Raw genomic sequence first — 21873 nt, 5'->3', positions numbered from 1 at the left:
GTCCCCGGGAATCTTCAGGTGGGCCGGCTCAGGTCCCGGCGGGGCCTGCGGCACCGTGAGACCCGGCGGGCGAACCGGGCTTGAGGCCTCCCTCGACGTGTCCGGACGGAAGCTCGGTCAGCGGTGACACGTCGGCGGCCGAGAGGCGCACCCGCTCGGCGGTCGCGTCGTCGGGCTCGAGCTCGGCCTGCTCCTCGGCCCGCGCACGGTCGGTGTACGCGGCGACCTCGGCGAGCCGGGTCTCCTCGTCCCAGCCGAGGCCCTGCGCCGCGATGTGCGAGATCTCCTCGAGCGCCCCGACGCCGCGGTCGGGGACCTCGTAGTTGAGGCGGGTGCGGTGCAGGAGGATGTCCTCGAGGTGCAGCACGCCCTCGTGGCTCACCGCGTACGCGATCTCCGCGCGGAGGTAGGCCGGGGCGTGCTCGAGGGGTGTGGCCATGCCTGGGTCGTTCTCGCACAGCTCGACGATGTCGGAGAGCAGCGAGCCGTACCGGTGCAGCAGGTGGTCGACGAGCGCGGGCGTCCAGCCGTAGGTCGCCGCGTGCCGGCGTCCCCAGTTCTGCTGGACGTCGAGCCCGACGGCGCCGAGCAGCGGCACCTTCGACGTGATCGACGGGCGTGCCTTGGCGCCCTCGCCGAGCGCGAAGTCGACCGCGTCCTCGGCCATGACGCGGTAGGTCGTGAGCTTTCCACCGGCGATGACGGTGAGGCCCGGCGTGGGGGAGGCGACGGTGTGCTCGCGAGAGACCTTGGCCGACGACGTCCCTTCCTTGGTGCCCGGCTGGAGGAGCGGGCGCAGCCCGGCCCATGTGCCGATGATGTCCTCGCGCGTGAGCGGGTCGGCGAGGACGGCGTTCGCGTGCTCGAGGACGTAGTCGATGTCCGCCGAGGTCGCCACGGGGTGCTGGAGGTCCTGCGTCCACGGGGTGTCGGTGGTGCCGATGACCCAGTAGCGGGACCACGGGATGACGAACAGGACGCTCTTCTCGGTCTGGAGGATCAGACCGACGGTGCCCTTGATGCGCTCGCGCGGAACGACGATGTGGACGCCCTTGGAGGCGAGGACACGCAGGCCGCCCGTGCCGCCGGCGAGCGACTCGGTCTGCTCGGTCCAGACGCCCGTGGCGTTGATGACGTTGCGCGCCTTGACGCGCAGGTGGTCACCGGTCTCGAGGTCGGCGAGGACCGCGCCGTCGACCCGGCCCGAGGCGTCCTTGGTGAGCTCGACGACCTGGGTGCGGCTGGCCGCGTGCGCCCCGTAGGACGCGGCGGTGCGCACGAGGGTGGAGACGAGGCGGGCGTCGTCGACGGACGCGTCCCAGTAGCGGAGGGCTCCGACGGCGGCGTCGTGGCGCAGGTCTGGGAAGAGGCGGTTCAGGCCCTTGCGGGTGACGTGCCGGTGGAACGGCAGGGCGCGCTTGCCCGGTGCGAGGCTGGCGAGCGTGTCGTAGAGCATGACGCCTGCGCCGACGTAGCCGCGCTCCCAGACGCGGTGCTCGAGGGGGTAGAGGAAGGACACGGGCTTGACGAGGTGGGGGGCGAGCTTGTTGATGAGGAGGTCGCGCTCGGTGAGGGCCTCGTGGACGAGGTGGAAGTCGAGCATCTGGAGGTAGCGCAGCCCGCCGTGGACGAGCTTGCTCGAGCGGCTCGACGTCCCGGACGCCCAGTCCTGTCCTTCGACGATGGCGGTCGTCAGGCCGCGCGTCACGGAGTCGAGCGCGATGCCCGCACCGGTGACGCCGCCGCCGATGACGAGGACGTCGAACGGTTCGCCGTCGGCGCTCGCGCGCAGGGCGTCGAGCGACTGTGCTCGGGACTGCGGGGTGAGCCTGGAAGTTGTTCCGGAGGTGGACATGTGGACCTTTCGACTCGCGTGGTGTCAGGATCAAACGTCACACTGTCAGAACGTTCGCGCAACCTGGCTGCACAAACGTGCACGCCAGGGCGGATCGTCCCGGTGTGCACCATGTGCTCCGGGACGTCACACCCTCGACCGAGACGAGCAGCCCATGGACTCACGAGAACAGGACGTCCTGCGGGCGGCCTCGATGTACTACCTCCAGGACATGAAGATGGAGACCATCGCCAAGCAGCTCGGCACGTCCCGCTCCACCGTGTCCCGGCTCGTCAAGCACGCCCGCGAGACGGGGCTCGTCGAGATCAACCTCCGACCCACGCGCTCCCGCGCGCCGGGCCTGGGCCAGCGGATCCGCGAGATGTATGGGATCGAGGCCTATGTGGTCCCGGTCACCGACTCGGCGCCGCACGACGAGCGCCTCGACCAGGTCGCCCTGACGACGGCCCGGCTCATCGGCACCTGGTTCGAGTCGGAGATGGTCCTCGCGCTCGCCTGGGGCACGACGCTCGGTGCGATCACCCGGCACCTGCCGCGCAAGCCCACCCGCGGGAGCGCGGTCGTCCAGCTCAACGGGGCAGCCAACATGCGCACCAGCGGGGTCGAGTACGCGAGCGACCTCATCGCCGGGTTCGGCCGGGCGTTCGACGCCCACGTGCACTATTTCCCAGTGCCGGCGTTCTTCGACTACGCCGAGACGAAGGAGGCGATGTGGCGCGAGAGGTCCGTCCAGCGGGTCCTCGAGGTCCAGCGACGGGCAGACATCGCCCTCTTCTCCGTCGGTGCGCTCTCGGGCGGCCTGCCCAGCCACGTGTACTCGGCCGGGTACCTCGAGCCGGAAGACGTGGCGACTCTCGACGCGGAGGGCGTGGTCGGTGATGTCTGCACCGTCTTCCTCCGCGGGGACGGCACGTACAGCGACATCGCGCTCAACGCCCGGGCCACCGGGCCGGCGCCGGCGCAGCTCCGGGCGATACCGAGACGTGTGTGCGCTGTGGCGGGCGACAACAAGGTGGTCCCGCTGCGTGCCGCCCTGCGCGCCGGAGCGGTCACCCATCTTGTCGTCGACGAGCAGACGGCCAACCGCCTCCTGGCGTGAGGCGACCTGGCCGGTCGGCGCACCGCGGGTGAACCCCGGCCTGAGAAGATATGCAGTCAAGTGCATATACGTTACGTTGGGCGAGTGACCCTCGCCCCGAGCCCTCCGTACACCCTGCGCCCCGCTCTGCCCCGAGACGTCCGCAGCATCCGCACCCTCGTCGAGCCGTACGCCGCACAGCGCATCCTCATCGCCAAGGAGGCGGTCGCCTACTACGAGGCAGTCCAGGAGTTCGTCGTCGCCGAGGCCCCAGACCCCCAGGCGCGGGAGGTCATCGGCTGCGGCGCGCTGCACATCATGTGGGAGGACCTCGCCGAGATCCGCACCGTCGCCGTCGAGCACGGTCACCTCGGAGCCGGGGTCGGGCACGCGATCGTCACCCAGCTCGTCGACCGGGCCCGCGAGCTCGGCCTCCGACGCGTGTTCTGCCTCACCTTCGAGGTCGACTTCTTCCTCCGGCACGGCTTCCGTGTCATCGAGGGGACCCCCGTCGACCCGACCGTCTACGCCGAGCTCCTCCGCTCCCACGACGACGGCATCGCCGAGTTCCTCGACCTCGCCCGCGTCAAGCCCAACACCCTCGGCAACACGCGCATGCTCCTCGACCTCTGACGCACCAGACGCTCGCGCACGCACTGCCAGTCACGCGGGCCGACCGAACCGCGCCGTGCAGTGCCACAACCGCTTGAGCGCCTGCGGGTCGTGACCGCCGGCGCGCACCGCCTCCCCGATCACCCGGGCGTCGAGCACGCCGTCCTGAGCGACCTCCCGGCCCACCGCCACCACCTCTGGCCCCCGGTACGCCGCGTGCGCCGCGAGCTCGTCGACCGACAGCACGAAACCGTGGTGCCACTCCACGGGGAAGGGCAGCGCGCCTGCAGCGTCCTCGACCGCGGTCCCACGAAAGCTCGGATCGAGCACCAGGGCCGCGATGTCCCGGTTGAGCCGCAAGGCTCCGTGGACGTGCGCCTCGACATAGTCGTCGAGCACGTCGACGTCCGCGGCGTCCGCGAGGCCCACGAGCGGCATGTGCTCGGCCGTGCCGAACGTCGTCGGTGCCATCGAGCTGTCCGGGAAGCAGAAGGTCGTCCGAGCGAGCACGTGCGGTGCGAGCCGCAGGTGCGACGACCCGAACCGGACCGACCCGCCCGCCTGGCGGCGACGATGGTTGAGCGAACCGTACTTCGGCCGCTGCGCCGCGGGGGCGTCGTCGTACGCGCCGGCGAACATCGCCTGCTCCCACCGCCACCTGTCCCCACCCGGGTGCGCGGTCAGCCCGCCGTTGCTCGAGCCCGTCTCGAACTGCGAGCGGTACTCGCCGTCGCGCACGAGGTGGTGCAGGAGCAGCACCTCGCCCACAGGCCGGTCCGGATGGAGGTGCAAGGTCACATCGAGGCCCGGCTCGAGCGGCGGGCCGGCGACCAGCCCGCGCACGTGCAGCATCGCGCGACGCCACGGGCTCTGCGGTACCGGGCTCTGCGGCGCGGGGGTCTCCGCGATCTCTCGTTCTGCCACGGCGACCACTCTGCCAGCAGACGTGGCCCACCGACGCGGATCAGCCCGGCAGGTGCAGCTCGTCGCCCGTCTGCTCGACGAGGCCGTCCTCCACGAGACCGGCGACGCAGCGGTCGAGCTGACCCGCGTCGGGCCACACGAGCGCGACCTCAGCACGGGCCACCCGACCGTGCTCGTCCTGCCCGCTCCCTACCCGACCGTGCGCCTCTCGCAGGACGGCCATGACCTTGCCGCGGACCTGCCGGTCCGTCCCCGCCCAGCCCTGCGTCCTCCTCCGCGCCCCGTGCTCGTCCGGCGGGTAGCCCGCCGCGCGCCACGCGCAGGCCCACGTCACCGGGCAGGCGTCGCACCGTGGTGCGCGCGCCGTGCACACCACGGCGCCGAGCTCCATCGACGACGCCGCCCACCTCGCCGCGTCAGCGTCCCCCGACGGGAGGACCGTCGCCGCCCGCGCCATCTCCGCCGCCGTGAGCGACGGCGCGGGCAGCGCCTCGCCGCCGAGAGTCCGTGCGAGGACGCGGCGCACGTTGGTGTCGACGACCACGGACCGTCGGCCGAAGGCGAACGCCACGACCGCTGCCGCGGTGTACGTCCCGACTCCCGGGAGCGCGAGCAGGGACGGCTCGTCCTCGGGAACCACCCCGTCGTGGCGTTCCACGATCGCGCGTGCGCAGTCCTGAAGGCGCAGCGCACGCCGCGGATAGCCGAGGGTGCCCCACGCGCGCAGGATGTCGGCGGTCGGCGCCTCGGCGACGTCCGAGGGCGTCGGCCAGCGCTCCATCCATGCAGTCCACAGAGGCGCCACCCGGGCGACCGGCGTCTGCTGCGCCATGACCTCGCTGACGAGCACACCCCACGGGGTCCGGTCTGCAGCGCGCCACGGCAGCTCTCGGGCGGTCCGTGCGAACCACTCGGCGAGCGTCTCCTGCATCGCGCGCACGGTCTGCGCTGCGGACGCCTCACGAGCGACGGGGGCTGGGATCGAGGGGATCGAGGGGACCGAGGGGACGGCAGGGGTCGCACGAGCGGGATGCACCGCACTATTGTCGCCTCAGCCGGCAGCACGGCGCGGTCCCGGCGTGCCGTGGAGTGTCCGATCAGTCCGGGTAGACGAGGATGGACGCATGGAACGCGAGAGCACCGGACGCCCACGACAGCCCGCGGGGCGAGGCAGCGGCCGACCGGCTCCGCGGCCCGCCGACCGACCACGGCCGAGCCGCAGGACCTTCCTCGTGCGCTGGATCATCGTCCTCGCGCTGCTCGCCGGGGTGATCGTCGGGATCGTCCTCGGCGTCCGGGCGCTCGCGGGCTGGGTCGGTGGCCTGTTCGAGGCGGACGAGGTCGTCGAGGGAGAGCCGACCCCGGAAGAGACCGGCGCGTACGTCCCGGTGGACTGCACACCTGCGGACGTGCAGCTGACGCTCGCGCCCGACGCGACGAGCTATCCGCTCGGGGGCACGGCCACGTTCCAGGTGACCATCGTCCACACGGGCGTGAACCCGTGCACGATCGACGCCGGGCTCGTCAGCCGTGAGGTGCTCGTCACCTCGGGCTCCGACCGGATCTGGTCGAGTGCCGACTGTGACACGGCCGGGTCGCGGTTGCTCCTTCTCGCGCCGGGGAACCAGGACGTCGAGGCCGTCGCCTGGGCGACGCAGCGCTCGGCGCCGGGGTGTGCCGCCGACCTGCCGGCACCGGGTGCGGGAACCTACCAGGCTGTGGTCAACGCTCCGGGGCTGGCGTCGGCCCCGGTCGTGTTCACGCTCGGGTGAGCGTGCGCGCGGTGGGCTAGACGTACCGCTCGAGGATGCTGGACTCGGCGAGCCGGGAGAGGCCTTCGCGCACGGCACGGGCACGCTGCTCGCCGACACCGTCGACGGACATGAGGTCCTCGATCGTCGCGGCGAGGAGCTTCTGCAGCCCGCCGAAGTGGGTGACGAGGCGCTCGACGATCGGGTCCGGCAGTCGCGGGACCTTCGCGAGGAGGCGGTACCCGTGCGGGGCGACCGCGGCGTCGAGCGCCTCGCCGCCGCCGGGCAGCCCGAGCACCCTGCCGATGAGCGTGAGGTCGAGGAGCTCGGTCGAGTCGAGCTCGCCGAGGCTCGCGAGGACGTCGGCGACGGAACGGTCCTTGCGTGCGACCTCGACGTAGTCGCGGATGACGAACTCGCGGTCGGAGCCGAGGCCACCGATGAGCTCGTCGAACTGGAGGGCGAGGAGGCGCCCGTCGGCGCCGAGCTCGACGACGTAGCCGGCGATCTCCTCGGCGATGCGACCGACCATCTCGAGCCGCTGGACGACGGCGCAGACGTCGCGCACGGTCACGAGGTCCTCGATCTCGAGGGCGGACAGCGTGCCGCTCACCTCGTCGAGGCGGGCCTTGTAGCGCTCGAGCGTCGCGAGCGCCTGGTTGGCGCGGGACAGCACGGTGTCGGAGTCCTCGAGGACGTACCGCGAGCCGCCGACGTAGAGCGCGACGATGCGCATCGACTGGCTGACGGAGATGACGGGGAAGCCGGTCTGCTTCGCGACGCGCTCTGCGGTGCGGTGGCGGGTCCCGGACTCGGTCGTCTCGATGAGGGGGTCCGGGAGGAGCTGTACGGCCGCTCGGAGGATCCGGTCCGCCTCGCGGTCGAGGACGACGGCGCCATCCATCTTCGCGAGCTCCCGCAGGCGGGTCGCGGAGAACTCGACGTCCAGCACGAAGCCGCCGGAGCTGATGGTCTCGACGGTGGTGTCGAAGCCGAGCACGATGAGCGCGCCGGTGCGACCGCGGAGGATGCGTTCGAGCCCGTCACGGAGCTCGGTGCCCGGGGCCACGGCGGCCAGGGTCTCGCGGAGGAGTTCGTCGATGTGCGCGGGGGAGTTGGCCACGAGCGAATCCTACGCGTCGCCGGCGGTTGATCCAGTGAATACCTGGTGCGTGCGTTGCACGGCTTCTGCAAGGTTCGCCGCAGGCAGGAGCGTCATCCCCGCCGGTGCGGGACCACTGGTGCCGGCCGGCACGACTGCGCGCGTGAAGCCGAGGCGCGCGGCCTCGCTCAGTCGCCTCGAGAGGCCGGTGACCGCTCGCAGCTCTCCGGCCAGGCCGACCTCGCCGATGGCGATCGTCCCGACCGGCATGGACTTGTTCTCCACGGCGCTGAGCACGGCGAGCGCGATCGCGAGGTCGGCGGCGGGCTCGGTGACGCGCGCGCCCCCGATGGTCGACACGTAGACGTCGGCGTCGGAGAGCCGGGCGCCGAGGTGTCGGTGCACGACCGCGAGGATCATCGCGAGCCGGCTGGAGTCGATGCCGCTCGTGGTGCGTCTCGGGTTGGCGAGCGGGCTGGCCACGACGAGTCCCTGGATCTCGAGCGCGAGCGGGCGCCGGCCCTCGAGGGTCACGGTGACGCACGTGCCGGGGACGGCCAGGTTGATGTGGCTGAGGAACAGGCCGCTCGGGTCGGCGAGACCGGTGATGCCGTCCTCGGTGAGCTCGAAGCACCCGACCTCGTCGGTCGGGCCGTACCTGTTCTTCACCGCGCGGACCATGCGGAGCCGCGAGTGCCGGTCGCCCTCGAACTGGCAGACGACGTCGACGAGGTGCTCGAGCGTGCGTGGACCGGCGACGGACCCGTCCTTGGTGACGTGCCCGACGAGGACGACGGGCATGTTGCGCCCCTTGGCGGCGGCGATGAGGGCGGCGGCGACCTCGCGGACCTGGCTGACGCCGCCCGGGGAGCCTTCGACCTGGGCGGACGCGATGGTCTGCACGGAGTCGACGATGAGGAGGTCCGGCTGCGTCGCCTCGACCTGGCCGAGGACCTGCCCGAGGTCGGTCTCGGCGGCGAGCAGGAGGCCGGGTGCGAGCGCGTCGATCCGCTCCGCCCGCAGGCGTACCTGTCCCGCCGACTCCTCGCCGGTGATGTAGAGGACGCGTCGTCCCCCGCGCGCATAGGTGCTCGCGACGTCGAGGAGGAGGGTCGACTTGCCCACGCCCGGCTCGCCGGCGAGCAGCACGACGGCGCCGGGGACGATCCCGCCGCCGAGGACGCGGTCGAACTCGGAGATGCCGGTGGGTGTCGCCTGGGCGGCGTCGACGTCGATCTCGCCGATCGGCTTCGCCACGTTGCGGTTCGGTGCGGAGGCGACCGTCCGTGGCCCCGACGTGGCGGCAGCCGCCTCGGTGACCGAGCCCCACTCCTGGCACTCGCCGCAGCGGCCTGCCCACTTGGACGTGGTCCACCCGCACTCGGTGCAGCGGTAGCCCGGTCGTGCTGTGCGGGTGGTCGAGGGGGAGGATGCCATGCGCGGCACGCTACCGGGGGGTACCGACAGCGTGCCGCGCGAACCACTCTCACTCGGGGACGACGGTCACCGGCCCGAGCGCGTGCCGCAGGATCTGGCTGCTCGTGGAGCCGAGCACGAGGCGGTCGAAGCCGCCGAGCCCGCGGCTGCCCACGACGAGCAGGCGGGCGAGCTGCGCGTAGGCGATGAGTCCTTTCGAGGGTGACGCGTCGATGACGACCTGTCGAACCTGTCGGGGAGGGAGGGAGAGGGCGGCTCGGTCGACTGCGTGGGCGAGCGCGGCACCGGCCTCGGCGACCATCCCCTCGGAGGACGGGGTCCAGGCTGTCCCGCCCGCGACGGGGGCGAGCGGGGGGACGTGCCAGCAGCAGACCGCGTGGAGGGTGAGGTCCCGGCGCGCGGCGAAGTCCGCCGCGTGGCGCAGGGCGAGGACGGAGCGCTCCGAGCCGTCGACGCCGACCACGACGGTGTCGGTGTCGGCGTGCCGGCCCGCGGGCGCAGGGTGCGCGCCGCGGTGCCGGGGCGCGGGGACGACGGTCACGGGTCGGTGCGCGTGGTGCACGACGTTCGTCGACACGGAGCCCATGACGAGGTGTGCGAGCGTCCCGCGGCCGCGGCGTCCCACGACGAGCATGGCCGCGTCGGCGCTGTGCTCGAGGAGCGCGGCGACGGGCGACCCCTGGACCTGCGCGGCGACGACCTCGTGGTCCTGGGCGGCCGGGAGACGCTCGGCCAGGCGCTCGCGTGCGGCGTCGACGATCTCCTCCACCTTGGCGAGCTCGCGGGCGCCGATCCGCCGGAAGATCGTCTCGGTCGTGTCCTGGGTGAGCGAGACCTCCGGTGCGTCCATCCACGAGGCGTCCCAGACGAGGAGGACGGTGAGCGGGACTCCGCGGGACACCGCTTCGTCGAATGCCCAGTCGAGGGCGTGGAGTGAGTCGGCTGATCGGTCGATCCCGACGACGATCCCGCTCGGGCTGGTCATGGTAGGCCTCCTGGCGACGGGCCGCCGGCCGTGCGGCTGCTCGGTCGTGCGCCGCGCGTCGGTGGCGATATGTCCAGTCTCCTCTGCCTGCGAGGTTTGTCCACAGGAGAGCGGTGGTCGTCCGGTGGGATCCTGGAACGGGCGTCCGGTGGCGTGGGTGGTATGACGACTCGTCGTCGTACCGACGTGGCACCCGCGCTGGGAGGGCTGCACGCCGTAGGCTGGCGGCCTCTCACGATCATCGCCTCACAAGGGGAAACGAGCACCATGAGCGAGCAAGACCACCGCGGTCGACGAGCGAGCGATCCGGCCCGCACCCCGGAGCTCTCCCGCACGCCGGGGCCGGGGGCGCCCCGCCGGCCCTCGACGGAGCCCAGGAAGCCCGCAGCGTCCGACGCAGGCAGCGACGCGTCGACGCGTCGCTTCCCCGGTCCGCCGTGGCTGCCGTGGGTGATCGGGGGCGTGGTCGCGGTCGTCGTCGTCGTCCTCGTCGTCCTCGGTCTCGACCGTGACGACAGTCCTGGCTCCTCGTCGACGCCGAGCCCGGTCGAGGTCGTCGGGGCCGTGCCGACGCCGGTGGCCGAGCCTGTCGTGCGGGGCGAGGGTTCCGCGCTGTTCCTGTCGCTGCCGGACTCGGTCCGTCAGTACGTCGTGACGGAGATCGCTCCGTCGGAGGCGTTCGCGGCTGCTGCCGCGCTCGAGTCGGTCACCGCGACGTACACCGGCCCCCTCGACGGCGCGGAGGTGGGCTACACGGTCACGGTGGGCCAGTGGCCGACGCCGGCAGAGGCGGCGGCGAACGCCGCCGCGGTGGTCGCGGCCGCCGGGGAGCCGATCTCCTCCGGAGAGGTGACGGTGGCGGGCGCGCCCGCCGGCACCTACTCGATCCACGGCGTCGACGACACGCTCTCGACCGTCGTCTGGACCAACGGGACACTGCTCCTCCAGGCGACCGGCCCCGCTGCCGACATCGAGAACTTCTACCTCGCGTACAGCTTCTGATGGCCGGGGGCTCGCGTCCGCCAGGGATGAACGACGTCGCGCGTGCCGCCGGTGTGTCCCACCAGACGGTCTCGCGGGTCCTCAACGACCATCCGAACGTCCGCGCGGAGACCCGTGTGCGGGTGCTCGAGGCGATCGCCCGGCTCGGGTACCGGCGCAACAGCGCGGCGCGCGCGCTCGTGACGCGCAAGTCCGGGACGCTGGGCGTCGTGACGACCGGCTCCTACCTGTTCGGTCCCTCGCGCACGCTCGTCGCGATCGAGGAGGCTGCGCGCGAGGCGGGGTACTTCTTGTCCGTCGCGACGCTCCGGACGGTCGACGCGGAGACCATGCACGAGGTGCTGGAGCACTTCATGGACCAGGCGGTGGAGGGTGTCGTCGTCATCGCGCCGCACGCCGCCGTCGTCGAGGCCGTGCGATCGGTCGGGGAAGGGCTGCCCGTCGTCGTGGTCGCGGCGATCCCCGACCCGCCGGAGTCGGTCACGACGGTCTCGGTGAACCAGGAGCTCGGGGCGCGGCTCGCGGTGCGTCACCTCGCGGAGCTCGGTCATCGCGAGGTGGTGCACCTCTCAGGACCGGCGGACTGGCTCGACGCGCGCGCGCGGGTCGTCGGGTGGGCCGCGGAGTCGGCGGCGCTCGGCCTGCGGGTCGGCGAGCCCATCGAGGGGGACTGGAGCGCGGAGCGGGGCTTCGAGGTGGGGCAGGACCTCGTGCGGACCGGTGTGCCGACGGCGGTGTTCGCCGCGAACGACCAGCTGGCGCTCGGGCTGCTGCGTGCGTTCCACGAGGCAGGCCTCGTGGTCCCGCGCGACGTGAGCGTCGTGGGTTTCGACGACATCCCGGGGGCCTCGAACTTCATCCCACCGCTGACGACCGTCCGCCAGGGCTTCGCTCGCCTCGGTGCGCGGATCATCGCCACGCTCCTGGCCTCGCTCGACGGGAGGGCGGCCGCCGACTCGAGCTCCGCGCCGGACCTGGTGGTGCGAGCGAGCACGGGGAGGCCCCGTCACTGACGGTCGACCGAGGACCTGCGGTCCTTGACAGCCCAACGGTTGTGAACGTTAACATGGAGTGTCTCCGCGCCCGGCGCACCGCTGGTCCCGGGCGCGGGGACACTCAACCTGGCCAGTGTCTCGATGACGGTGTCCACTGGTCTCGCCAGCACCACCCACTCCAGCACCACCCTCTCCGGCACCGCGCACCACCACCACCGTCCGCCACCGCGCGGACCTTGCAGCAATGGGGCTTCGAATGACCGACCCGCAGCGCGCCCTGACCATCGGCGTCGATTACGGAACACTGTCCGGCCGGGCGGTGATCGTCCGCGTCCACGACGGCGCCGAGCTCGGCACCGGCGTCCACGAGTACCCGCACGCCGTCATGGACCATGTCCTGACGGCCGGTCCGGCGTCCGAGTCGGGCACCCCGGTGCCGCTCCCGCCCGAGTGGGCGCTCCAGGTGCCCCAGGACTACGTCGACGTCCTCAAGATCGCCGTGCCGGCCGCGATCGCGCAGGCGCAGGCGGACCACGGCATCGACGTCGCCGACATCATCGGCATCGGCACGGACTTCACCGCGTGCACGATGGTCCCCACGACCACCGACGGCACGCCGCTCTGCGAGCTCGACGGCTTCGGCGACCGGCCCCACGCGTACATCAAGCTGTGGAAGCACCACGCGGCCCAGGGCCAGGCGGATCGCATCAACGAGCTGGCGCACGCCCGTGGCGAAGAGTGGATCGCGCGCTACGGCGGCCTCATCTCCTCCGAGTGGGAGTTCGCGAAGGGCCTGCAGGTCCTCGAGGAGGACCGCGAGGTCTACGACCGCATGGACCACTGGGTCGAGGCCGCGGACTGGATCGTGTGGCAGCTCTCGGGCACGTACGTCCGCAACGCCTGCACGGCCGGGTACAAGGGCATCTACCAGGACGGGCAGTACCCGTCCGAGGAGTTCCTCGCCGGGCTCAACCCCGACTTCGCGAGCTTCGTCGCCGACAAGGTCGAGCACGAGATCGGCCAGCTCGGCGCGGTCGCGGGCCGCCTCACGGCCGAGGCCGCCGCCTGGACGGGGCTGCCCGAGGGCATCGCCGTCGCGGTCGGCAACGTCGACGCGCACGTGACCGCACCCGCCGCCAACGCCGTGGAGCCCGGTCAGATGACCGCGATCATGGGCACCTCCACCTGCCACGTCATGAACGGCGAAGAGCTGCACGGCGTCCCCGGGATGTGCGGCGTCGTCGACGGCGGCATCGTCGAGGGCCTGTGGGGCTACGAGGCCGGCCAGTCCGGTGTGGGCGACATCTTCGGCTGGTTCGTCAACAGCGCCGTGCCGCCCGCCTACGTCGACGCGGCGGCTGCCGCGGGGCAGTCCGTCCACCAGTACCTCACCGACCTCGCCGCGAAGCAGCAGATCGGTGAGCACGGCCTCGTCGCCCTCGACTGGCACTCGGGCAACCGCTCGGTCCTCGTCGACCACGAGCTCTCCGGCGTCGTCGTCGGGCAGACCCTCGCGACGAAGCCCGAGGACACCTACCGTGCGCTCCTCGAGGCGACCGCCTTCGGCACCCGGACCATCGTCGAGGCGTTCCAGAACTCGGGGGTGCCCGTCACGGAGCTCGTCGTCGCGGGTGGTCTCCTGAAGAACGCGCTCCTCATGCAGATCTATGCCGACGTCACGCACCTGCCGCTCTCGACCATCGCGAGCGACCAGGGTCCCGCCCTCGGCTCGGCGATCCACGCGGCCGTCGCCGCAGGCGCCTACCCGGACGTCCGGACCGCCGCCCAGGTCATGGGCAAGCGCACGCAGTCCGCGTACACGCCGATCCCGGAGAACGTCGCGAAGTACGACGCGCTCTTCGCCGAGTACACGACCATCCACGACTACTTCGGCCGTGGCGCCAACGAGGTCATGCACCGCCTCAAGGCCATCCGCCGCGAGGCCAAGGCCGTCGCGACCAGCACGGGCGTCACGGAGGCCTCCGCATGAGCGCGGCGCAGGAGTCCGGCCAGCCGGTCGGTCTCGCCGGCTTCTCCGACGAGGTCCGCGCCGAGGTCGCCCAGGTCCGAGAGCTCGTCGCGCGGCTGCACGCCGAGCTGCCCCGCTGGGAGCTCGTCGTCTGGACCGCAGGGAACGTCTCCCAGCGGCTGAAGACCGCGGACCTCTTCGTCATCAAGCCCTCGGGCGTGACGTACGACGAGCTCACCCCGGAGTCCATGGTCGTGTGCGACCTCGACGGGAACCTCGTCGACGGCACCCGCGCACCGTCCTCGGACACGGCCGCGCACGCCTACGTCTACCGCCACATGGACCGCGTCGGGGGAGTGGTGCACACGCACTCCACCTACGCCACGGCCTGGGCTGCGCGCGCCGAGCCGGTGCCGTGCGTCCTGACGATGATGGCCGACGAGTTCGGCGGGGACGTCCCGGTCGGGCCCTTCGCCCTCATCGGTGACGACTCCATCGGCAAGGGCATCGTCGACACCCTCTCGACGTCCCGCTCGCCCGCGGTCCTCATGCGCAACCACGGCCCCTTCACCATCGGCAAGGACGCCAAGTCCGCCGTGAAGGCCGCCGTCATGGTCGAGGAGGTCGCGCGCACCGTGCACATCTCGCGCCAGCTCGGGGAGCCCACGCGCATCTCGCAGGACCACATCGACTCGCTCTACGACCGTTACCAGAACGTCTACGGACAGTGAAGGACCAGACATGAAGAAGAACCCCCTCGAAGGCAAGGAGATCTGGTTCCTCACCGGGTCCCAGAACCTCTACGGCGAGGAGACGCTGCGACAGGTCGCCGAGCAGTCCCAGACGATCGCCGCGGCGATCGACGGCGCCGACGCCGTCCCCGTCAAGGTCGTGTGGAAGCCGGTCCTCAAGGACTCGGACGCGATCAAGGAGCTCGCCCTCGCGGCGAACGCCGACCCCGCGTGCATCGGCCTCGTCGCCTGGATGCACACGTTCTCCCCGGCGAAGATGTGGATCCGCGGCCTCGACGCGCTCGACACCCCGCTCCTGCACCTCCACACGCAGGCGAACGTCGAGCTGCCCTGGGCGGACATCGACATGGACTTCATGAACCTCAACCAGGCCGCCCACGGCGACCGTGAGTTCGGGTACATCCAGACGCGCATGGGCGTGCCGCGCAAGACGGTCGTCGGGCACGTGTCCAACCCCGCCGTGATCGACAAGATCGCCACGTGGACGCGCGCCGCGGCCGGCCTCGACGCCGTCCGCAACCTGCGCCTCGCCCGCTTCGGCGACAACATGCGCAACGTCGCCGTCACCGAGGGCGACAAGACCGAGGCCGAGATCAGCCTCGGAGTCTCCGTGAACACGTGGGGCGTGAACGACCTCGTCGCCGTCGTGGACGCGGTCGAGGAGTCCGTCATCGACGCCCTCGTCGCCGAGTACGAGGAGCTCTACGACGTCGCTCCCGAGCTCCGCAAGGGCGGGGAGCGTCACGACTCCCTGCGCTACGGCGCGCGCCTCGAGGCGGGCATGCGTTCCTTCCTCGAGTCCGGCGACTTCGGTGCCTTCACGACGAACTTCGAGGACCTCGGCTCGCTGCGCCAGCTCCCCGGGCTCGCCGTCCAGCGCCTCATGGCCGAGGGCTACGGCTTCGGCGCGGAGGGCGACTGGAAGACGGCCGTCCTCGTGCGCGCCGCGAAGGTCATGGGCCACGGTCTGCCCGGTGGCGCCTCGCTCATGGAGGACTACACCTACGACCTGACGCCCGGCGACGAGAGGATCCTCGGCGCGCACATGCTCGAGATCTGCCCGACGCTCACCACGTCCAAGCCGCGCCTCGAGATCCACCCGCTCGGCATCGGCGGCAAGGAGGACCCGGTCCGCCTCGTCTTCGACACGGACGCCGGCCCGGCCGTCGTCGTCGCGATGTCCGACATGCGCGAGCGCTTCCGCCTCACCGTCAACGTCGTCGACGTCATCGCCCCCGAGCACGAGCTGCCGAACCTCCCCGTCGCCCGTGCGGTGTGGAAGCCGCAGCCGAGCTTCGCCGTCTCCGCGGAGGCCTGGCTGCTCGCCGGCGCCGCCCACCACACGGTCATGAGCACGGCTCTCGGCCTCGAGGCGTTCCAGGACTTCTCCGACATGGCACGCACCGAGCTCGTGACGATCGACGAGTCCACCGAGGCTCGCCGGTTCGCGCAGGAGCTGCGCTGGAACCAGGCCTACTACCGCCTGGCGCAGGGGTTCTGAGCCGGAGCCACTGCCTGGTCTGAGGGCTGCGGATCCGATCGAGGAGGGCGTGCGCGCGGCGGAGAGCCGGGTGCACGCTCTCGCTCGTCCGGGTTCAGGTCCAGGGGCCCTGAGGGGCCGGGAGCCCGGAAACACGCGTCCGGTTTCGTTCAAGTCGAAAACTCAAGAGTTTCATCTGGGTGAAATCCGACATCGACGGGGCTCGGACGGACGGTGGAGGACCCCTCTCACCCGGTCTGGCACCGTCGCCGCGACTATTCGTCCCACCTTTGCGACCGTTATCCGATCGCAACCAGTTCTTGACTTCAAGAAGTTGACGCAAGTCGTCCGAGTGAGCAGAGTAGGACGCGTCCCCGGACGAGTCGCCAGCGCGAGGCACAGTAGCACCGCGTCGACCCTCCTCCAGAGGCACGTCGAACCTGTCGACGACAGCTCGACACCGCACGGATCCCCCCGTTCCCCGCGCGGACCTGTTTCACACGACTTTTCACGGCATGACATGTATCTCTCAAGGAGGAGAAGATGATCAGCAAGAAATATTCAGCTCTCGCAGCTGGATTCGCCCTGGCTCTCACCGTCACGGCCTGCTCGGGCGGCGGAGCCGGCAGCGGCTCTGACGACACGAGCGTCGCCCCCGAGGACGCCACGGTCGGTGTCTCGATGCCGACGCAGACGTCCGAGCGCTGGATCGCCGACGGCGACGCGGTCGAGGCGGGCCTCAAGGAGGCCGGCTACGAGGTCAACCTCCAGTTCGCCGGAGACGAGATCCCGACGCAGCAGCAGCAGATCGACCAGATGATCACGCAGGGCGTCGACCTCCTCATCATCGCCGCGATCGACGGCACCGCGCTGAGCAGCCAGCTCGACGCGGCCGCTGCCGAGGGGATCCCGGTCATCTCCTACGACCGCCTCATCCGCGAGAACGAGAACGTCGACTTCTACGTCACGTTCGACAACTACCAGGTCGGCGTCCAGCAGGCCACCTCGCTCCTCACGGGCCTCGGCCTCGTGACCCCCGCGGGTCCGGGCACGGCCACCGGCCCGTTCAACATCGAGCTCTTCGCCGGCTCGCTCGACGACAACAACGCGCACTTCTTCTACCAGGGCGCGATCGACACCCTCCAGCCGTACATCGACGGCGGGCAGATCGTCGTCAAGTCCGGCCAGACGGAGATCGAGCAGATCGCAACCCTGCGCTGGCTCCAGGAGACGGCGCAGAAGCGCATGGAAGACCTCCTGACGTCCAGCTACGGCGGCGGCGCCGAGCCGCTCCACGGCGTGCTCTCCCCGTACGACGGCATCTCCCGCGGAATCATCACCGCGCTGCAGAACGCCGGCTACGGCCCCACGCAGGCTGAGGGTCTCCCGATCGTCACCGGCCAGGACGCCGAGATCGCGTCGATCAAGCTGATCAACGAGGACGTCCAGCACGCGACGATCTTCAAGGACACCCGCAAGCTCGCCGACCAGGCGATCATCTCCGCCGAGGCGTTCCTCTCCGGCGAGGAGCCCGAGGCGAACGACACGAAGTCGTACGACAACGGCGTCAAGGTCGTCCCGTCCTACCTCCTCGAGTCGGACATCGTCTACAAGGGTGACATCCAGTCCCTCCTCGTCGACTCCGGCTACTGGACCGAGGCAGAGGTTGCCTCCGGCCAGGCCGAGTGACCTGACCGATACCAGCACCTCGGGCAGCACCCGTCATGCATGACGCATGACGACAACGCATCAGCAGCGTGACGGCGGGCGGGCGGAGAACCGCTCGCCCGTCGTCACGACCGCGCGCACAATCGCACCAGACCAGAAGGGTTAGGTCGCATGAATCCCAACATCTTGGAGATGCGTTCCATCACCAAGACATTCCCGGGAGTCAAGGCGCTCGAAGACGTATCGCTCAGCGTGCGGCGGGGAGAGATCCACGCCATCTGCGGAGAGAACGGCGCCGGGAAGTCGACTCTCATGAAGGTTCTGTCCGGGGTCTACCCCGCAGGGACCTACACCGGAGAGATCCACTTCGACGGCAAGCTCGAGGAGTTCCACTCCATCAACCAGAGCGAAGCCAGTGGTGTCGTCATCATCCACCAGGAGCTCGCCCTCATCCCGTTCCTCTCCATCGCGGAGAACATCTTCCTCGGCAACGAGCAGACCCACCGCGGGATGGTCGACTGGAACCGCACGAACTCCGAGGCGACCAAGCTCCTCGCCCGTGTCGGCCTCGACGAGAATCCCGTGACGCCGGTCGGACAGCTCGGCGTCGGCAAGCAGCAGCTCATCGAGATCGCGAAGGCCCTCTCCAAGAGGGTCAAGCTCCTCATCCTCGACGAGCCGACCGCGGCCCTCAACGACTCCGACTCGGAGCACCTCCTCTCCCTGCTGCGCTCGCTCCAGGGACAGGGCATCACGTCGATCATGATCTCGCACAAGCTCAACGAGATCACCGCGATCGCCGACTCCACGACGATCATCCGCGACGGCCGCACCATCGAGACCCTCGACGCCGCGGAGATCACGCAGGAGCGCATCATCAAGGGCATGGTCGGCCGCGACCTCGAGAGCCGCTACCCCGACCACACGCCCACGCTGGGCGCGGAGGTCATGCGGGTCGAGGACTGGACGGTGCACCACCCGACCCAGCGCGACCGGGTCGTCGTCGACAACGCGTCGTTCAACGTTCGCGCAGGCGAGATCATCGGCATCGCCGGTCTCATGGGTGCCGGCCGCACGGAGCTCGCGATGAGCATCTTCGGTCGCACCTACGGCAGCAACATCTCCGGCCGCATCTTCATGCACGGCAAGGAGGTGCGCACCCACACGGTGAGCCAGGCCATCGACAACGGCATCGCGTACGCGACCGAGGACCGCAAGAAGTTCGGTCTGAACCTCATCTCCGACATCCGGACGAACATCACCGGCGCAGGTCTCGACAAGATCTCCTCGCGCGGCTGGGTGAACAACAACGAAGAGCTCAAGGTCGCCGAGGGCTACCGGGCGAGCATGAACATCAAGACGCCCACCGTCATGGCGACGGTCGGCAAGCTCTCCGGCGGTAACCAGCAGAAGGTCGTGCTCAGCAAGTGGATCTTCACGTCCCCGGACGTGCTCATCCTCGACGAGCCCACCCGTGGCATCGACGTCGGTGCCAAGTACGAGATCTACACGATCATCAACAAGCTTGCCGACCAGGGCAAGGCGTGTGTCGTCATCTCCTCCGAGCTCCCCGAGCTCCTCGGCATCTGCGACCGGATCTACACGCTCGCAGAAGGCCGGATCACCGGTGTGCTCAACGCAGACGAGGCCTCGCAGGAGAGCCTCATGGAACTCATGACCAAGGAAAAGGAAGCGCGGCGATGACCGAAACATCGGGTCTCAGAGCCCTAGTCACCCGAAACCTCCGGCAGAGCGGCATCTACGTCGCGTTCGTCGCCATCATCGGGCTGTTCGCGGTGCTCACGGACGGGGTCCTCCTCAGCCCGGGGAACCTCACGAACATCGTCCTGCAGTACTCCTACATCCTCATCCTCGCCCTCGGCATGCTGCTGGTGATCATCGCGGGACACATCGACCTGTCGGTCGGTTCCGTCGTGGCGCTCACCGGTGCGGTGTCCGGTGTGCTGGTCATCAAGGAAGGGATGCCCTGGGGCGTCGGTATCGCGGCTGCGATCGGCGTCGGTCTCCTCGTCGGAGCCTGGCACGGGTTCTGGGTCGCGTTCGTCGGTATCCCGGCGTTCATCGTTACCCTTGCGGGCATGCTCCTGTTCCGTGGGCTCACGCTCCAGGTGCTGAGCAACATCTCGCTCTCGCCGTTCCCCTCCACGTACCAGAAGACCGCTAGCGGCTTCATCAACGGATTGCTCGGGGGGCCGGGATACGACACGTTCACGCTTGTCGTCGCCGCGATCGGCGTCGCCGGCTACGCCTACAGCGCGTTCCGCGGCCGCCGTGCCCGCGTCGCCTACCAGCAGGCCGTCGAGTCGTTCCCGCTCTTCATCGTCAAGCTCGTCGCGATCGCCGCTGTCGTCATGGCCTTCGCGTGGCAGCTCGCCAACAGCCGCGGCCTGCCGATCGTGCTCATCATCCTGGGCGTGCTCATCATGACGTACGCGCTCATCACGAAGCAGACCGTCTTCGGCCGTCACATCTACGCGATCGGTGGCAACCTCAGCGCCGCGCAGCTCTCCGGTGTGAAGGTCAAGTGGGTCAACTTCTGGATCTTCGTCAACATGGGCATGCTGTCGGGTATCGCGGGCGTCGTGTACTCCTCGCGGTCGAACGGCGCACAGCCGTCAGCCGGAAACATGTTCGAGCTCGACGCGATCGCCGCCTGCTTCATCGGTGGAGCAGCCGTCACCGGTGGTGTCGGCACGGTCGTCGGAGCGATGGTCGGTGGCCTCATCATGGCCGTCATGAGCAACGGCATGCAGCTCCTCGGCGTCGACCAGTCGGTGCAGCAGATCGTCAAGGGCCTCGTCCTCCTCCTGGCCGTCGCGTTCGACGTCTACAACAAGCGTCGCGCAGCGCAGGCTCGCTGACACAGCACGACGCCCGCGAGGGCGCGCAACCCCCGCGAGGGCGTAGCGACGAAGGCGACGGCGTGTGGTCCTCCACACGCCGTCGCCTTCGTGCTGCGCCCTCGTTCGCGTGCCAGAGGGCTGCTGGCGCGAGACGGGCCCCGTCGCCGCGCGAGCGGGCCGAGCAGCACCCCGGGCGCGCGCCGGGGGCCGTGTCGAGCCAGATAGCCCATTTGTCGCTAAATCGTTATCTACAGGCCTTTCGCCCGATATGTTGTGAACGCTAACATCGGGAGGATGCGAGCCCGAAGGCGGACCCGCACACCGCCTGGGTCCAACGACGGACCTCAGGTCGATCTCAAGGAGGAGATATGACCCGCAAGGCTTTCACCCGCGCAGCGATCGGCACGCTCGTCGCAGCCTCGATGCTCACCCTCTCCGGCTGCGGCTCCGACGGCGAGTCAGAGGGCGGCGACGACCTCATCCAGGTCGGCTTCTCCCAGCTCGGCGCAGAGAGCGGATGGCGCACCGCCAACACCGAGTCCGTCAAGGCGAACCTCACCGAGGAGAACGGCATCGAGCTCACGTTCGTCGATGCTCAGCAGAAGCAGGAGAACCAGATCAAGGCCCTGCGCGACTTCATCGACCAGGACGTCGACGTCATCGCCTTCTCGCCCGTCATCGAGACGGGCTGGGACGAGATCCTCCAGGACATCAAGGACTCAGGCATCCCCGTCGTCCTCGTCGACCGGACAGTCGACACCACCGTCGAAGACCCCTTCGTCACGTGGATCGGTGCCGACTTCACGGCAGAGGGCGTCACCGCCGGCGAGTGGGTCGCGGAGAACCACCCCGACGCCAAGGTCTTCGAGCTCCAGGGCACCATGGGCTCCGGCGCCCAGAGCAACCGGCAGGACGGCTTCCGGTCCGTCGTCGGAGACAACGTCATCGGTGAGGCGAGCGGCAACTTCACACGCACCGAGGGCAAGGAGGCGACCGAGGCCGCGCTCCAGGCCTACCCGGAGATGGACCTCATCTTCGCGCACAACGACGACATGGGCCTCGGCGCGATCGAGGCGATCGAGGCCGCTGGCAAGGTCCCAGGCGTGGACATCAAGATCGTCACCGTCGACGGCGTGCGTGACGGGCTGACCGCGCTCCTCGAAGGGAAGTTCAACTTCGTCGTCGAGTGCAACCCGGCGTTCGGAGACCAGCTCGTCGAGCTCGTCAAGCAGGTCGCCGCAGGCGAGGACGTGCCTGAGGAGACCATCGTCGTCGACCAGGCCTTCGACCAGACGATCACCCAGGACGTCATCGACGCCAGGTCGTTCTGACGCCCGTCCCCGCTGAGAACCGCAGCTGACCGGGCCCGCGACGGGCCCGGTCAGCCCACCCGCTGCCG

The 21873-nt window shown here is 70.2% G+C and carries 18 protein-coding genes; 12 read left to right on the top strand and 6 right to left on the bottom strand.

The window, feature by feature from the left end:
• Positions 1-28: 28 nt before the first annotated feature.
• The gene (locus tag ABKW26_RS10410; RefSeq protein WP_348593402.1) at positions 29-1855 is read right to left on the bottom strand and encodes a glycerol-3-phosphate dehydrogenase/oxidase; all 1827 of its coding nucleotides are present in this window, start codon (positions 1853-1855) and stop codon (positions 29-31) included.
• A 154-nt stretch (positions 1856-2009) separates the two neighbouring features.
• Here ABKW26_RS10410 and ABKW26_RS10405 point away from each other — a divergent pair, with 154 nt between their 5' ends.
• Positions 2010-2954 (top strand): sugar-binding domain-containing protein, encoded by a 945-nt coding sequence (locus ABKW26_RS10405; protein WP_348593400.1) that lies wholly within the window; start codon positions 2010-2012, stop codon positions 2952-2954.
• Between the two features lie 84 nt (positions 2955-3038).
• Complete coding sequence (locus tag ABKW26_RS10400; protein WP_348593398.1) at positions 3039-3566, top strand: amino-acid N-acetyltransferase; 528 nt, start codon at positions 3039-3041, stop codon at positions 3564-3566.
• Between the two features lie 30 nt (positions 3567-3596).
• Here the strand turns inward: ABKW26_RS10400 and ABKW26_RS10395 are convergent, their stop codons facing one another.
• Both ABKW26_RS10395 and ABKW26_RS10390 read right to left on the bottom strand, forming a co-directional pair.
• Complete coding sequence (locus tag ABKW26_RS10395) at positions 3597-4469, bottom strand: DUF3626 domain-containing protein (RefSeq protein ID WP_348593396.1); 873 nt, start codon at positions 4467-4469, stop codon at positions 3597-3599.
• A gap of 40 nt (positions 4470-4509) precedes the next feature.
• On the bottom strand, positions 4510-5400 hold the full coding sequence (locus tag ABKW26_RS10390; RefSeq protein WP_348593434.1) for an A/G-specific adenine glycosylase: 891 nt from the start codon (positions 5398-5400) through the stop codon (positions 4510-4512).
• Between the two features lie 193 nt (positions 5401-5593).
• Here ABKW26_RS10390 and ABKW26_RS10385 point away from each other — a divergent pair, with 193 nt between their 5' ends.
• Entirely contained in the window at positions 5594-6241 is a 648-nt protein-coding gene (locus tag ABKW26_RS10385) for a hypothetical protein (RefSeq protein WP_348593394.1), read from the top strand.
• Positions 6242-6257: 16 nt separating this feature from the next.
• Here ABKW26_RS10385 and disA read toward each other — a convergent pair whose 3' ends face one another.
• From disA to ABKW26_RS10370, 3 genes are read right to left on the bottom strand one after another with little or no spacing between them, the layout of a single operon-like run.
• Complete coding sequence (disA, locus tag ABKW26_RS10380) at positions 6258-7343, bottom strand: DNA integrity scanning diadenylate cyclase DisA (protein WP_348593392.1); 1086 nt, start codon at positions 7341-7343, stop codon at positions 6258-6260.
• 9 nt (positions 7344-7352) lie between these two features.
• Complete coding sequence (gene radA, locus ABKW26_RS10375; RefSeq protein ID WP_348593391.1) at positions 7353-8759, bottom strand: DNA repair protein RadA; 1407 nt, start codon at positions 8757-8759, stop codon at positions 7353-7355.
• A gap of 49 nt (positions 8760-8808) precedes the next feature.
• Positions 8809-9744 (bottom strand): universal stress protein, encoded by a 936-nt coding sequence (locus tag ABKW26_RS10370; protein WP_348593389.1) that lies wholly within the window; start codon positions 9742-9744, stop codon positions 8809-8811.
• A gap of 267 nt (positions 9745-10011) precedes the next feature.
• Here ABKW26_RS10370 and ABKW26_RS10365 point away from each other — a divergent pair, with 267 nt between their 5' ends.
• The 9 genes from ABKW26_RS10365 to ABKW26_RS10325 all read left to right on the top strand — a co-directional run bounded on the left by ABKW26_RS10365 (position 10012) and on the right by ABKW26_RS10325 (position 21805).
• On the top strand, positions 10012-10746 hold the full coding sequence (locus tag ABKW26_RS10365; protein WP_348593387.1) for a hypothetical protein: 735 nt from the start codon (positions 10012-10014) through the stop codon (positions 10744-10746).
• Between the two features lie 26 nt (positions 10747-10772).
• Positions 10773-11759, top strand: coding sequence for a LacI family DNA-binding transcriptional regulator (locus tag ABKW26_RS10360; RefSeq protein ID WP_348593386.1), 987 nt, complete (start codon positions 10773-10775; stop codon positions 11757-11759).
• A 238-nt stretch (positions 11760-11997) separates the two neighbouring features.
• Positions 11998-13731, top strand: coding sequence for a ribulokinase (gene araB / locus ABKW26_RS10355; protein ID WP_348593383.1), 1734 nt, complete (start codon positions 11998-12000; stop codon positions 13729-13731).
• Complete coding sequence (locus ABKW26_RS10350) at positions 13728-14441, top strand: L-ribulose-5-phosphate 4-epimerase (RefSeq protein WP_348593381.1); 714 nt, start codon at positions 13728-13730, stop codon at positions 14439-14441. Before araB ends, ABKW26_RS10350 begins: the two co-directional genes overlap by 4 nt.
• Positions 14442-14451: 10 nt before the next feature.
• Positions 14452-15963: an L-arabinose isomerase gene (gene araA / locus ABKW26_RS10345; protein WP_348593379.1), complete on the top strand. Its 1512-nt coding sequence runs from the start codon at positions 14452-14454 to the stop codon at positions 15961-15963.
• A 522-nt stretch (positions 15964-16485) separates the two neighbouring features.
• Positions 16486-17631 carry a multiple monosaccharide ABC transporter substrate-binding protein gene (gene chvE, locus ABKW26_RS10340; RefSeq protein WP_348593377.1) on the top strand — a complete coding sequence of 382 codons (1146 nt, stop codon included), beginning with the start codon at positions 16486-16488 and terminating at the stop codon, positions 17629-17631.
• Between the two features lie 150 nt (positions 17632-17781).
• A complete protein-coding gene (gene mmsA / locus ABKW26_RS10335) occupies positions 17782-19314 on the top strand; it encodes a multiple monosaccharide ABC transporter ATP-binding protein (protein ID WP_348593375.1) in 1533 nt (510 codons plus the stop codon).
• Complete coding sequence (gene mmsB / locus ABKW26_RS10330; RefSeq protein WP_348593373.1) at positions 19311-20492, top strand: multiple monosaccharide ABC transporter permease; 1182 nt, start codon at positions 19311-19313, stop codon at positions 20490-20492. The genes mmsA and mmsB overlap by 4 nt, the downstream gene beginning before the upstream one ends.
• Positions 20493-20842: 350 nt before the next feature.
• Complete coding sequence (locus ABKW26_RS10325) at positions 20843-21805, top strand: ABC transporter substrate-binding protein (RefSeq protein ID WP_348593372.1); 963 nt, start codon at positions 20843-20845, stop codon at positions 21803-21805.
• Positions 21806-21873: the final 68 nt, after the last annotated feature.

Source organism: Sanguibacter sp. 25GB23B1 (genome assembly GCF_040012415.1).
Lineage (GTDB): Bacteria > Actinomycetota > Actinomycetes > Actinomycetales > Cellulomonadaceae > Sanguibacter.
The sequence above is the reverse complement of the archived record's forward strand: the minus strand, read 5'-3'. Positions and strand labels throughout refer to the sequence as shown.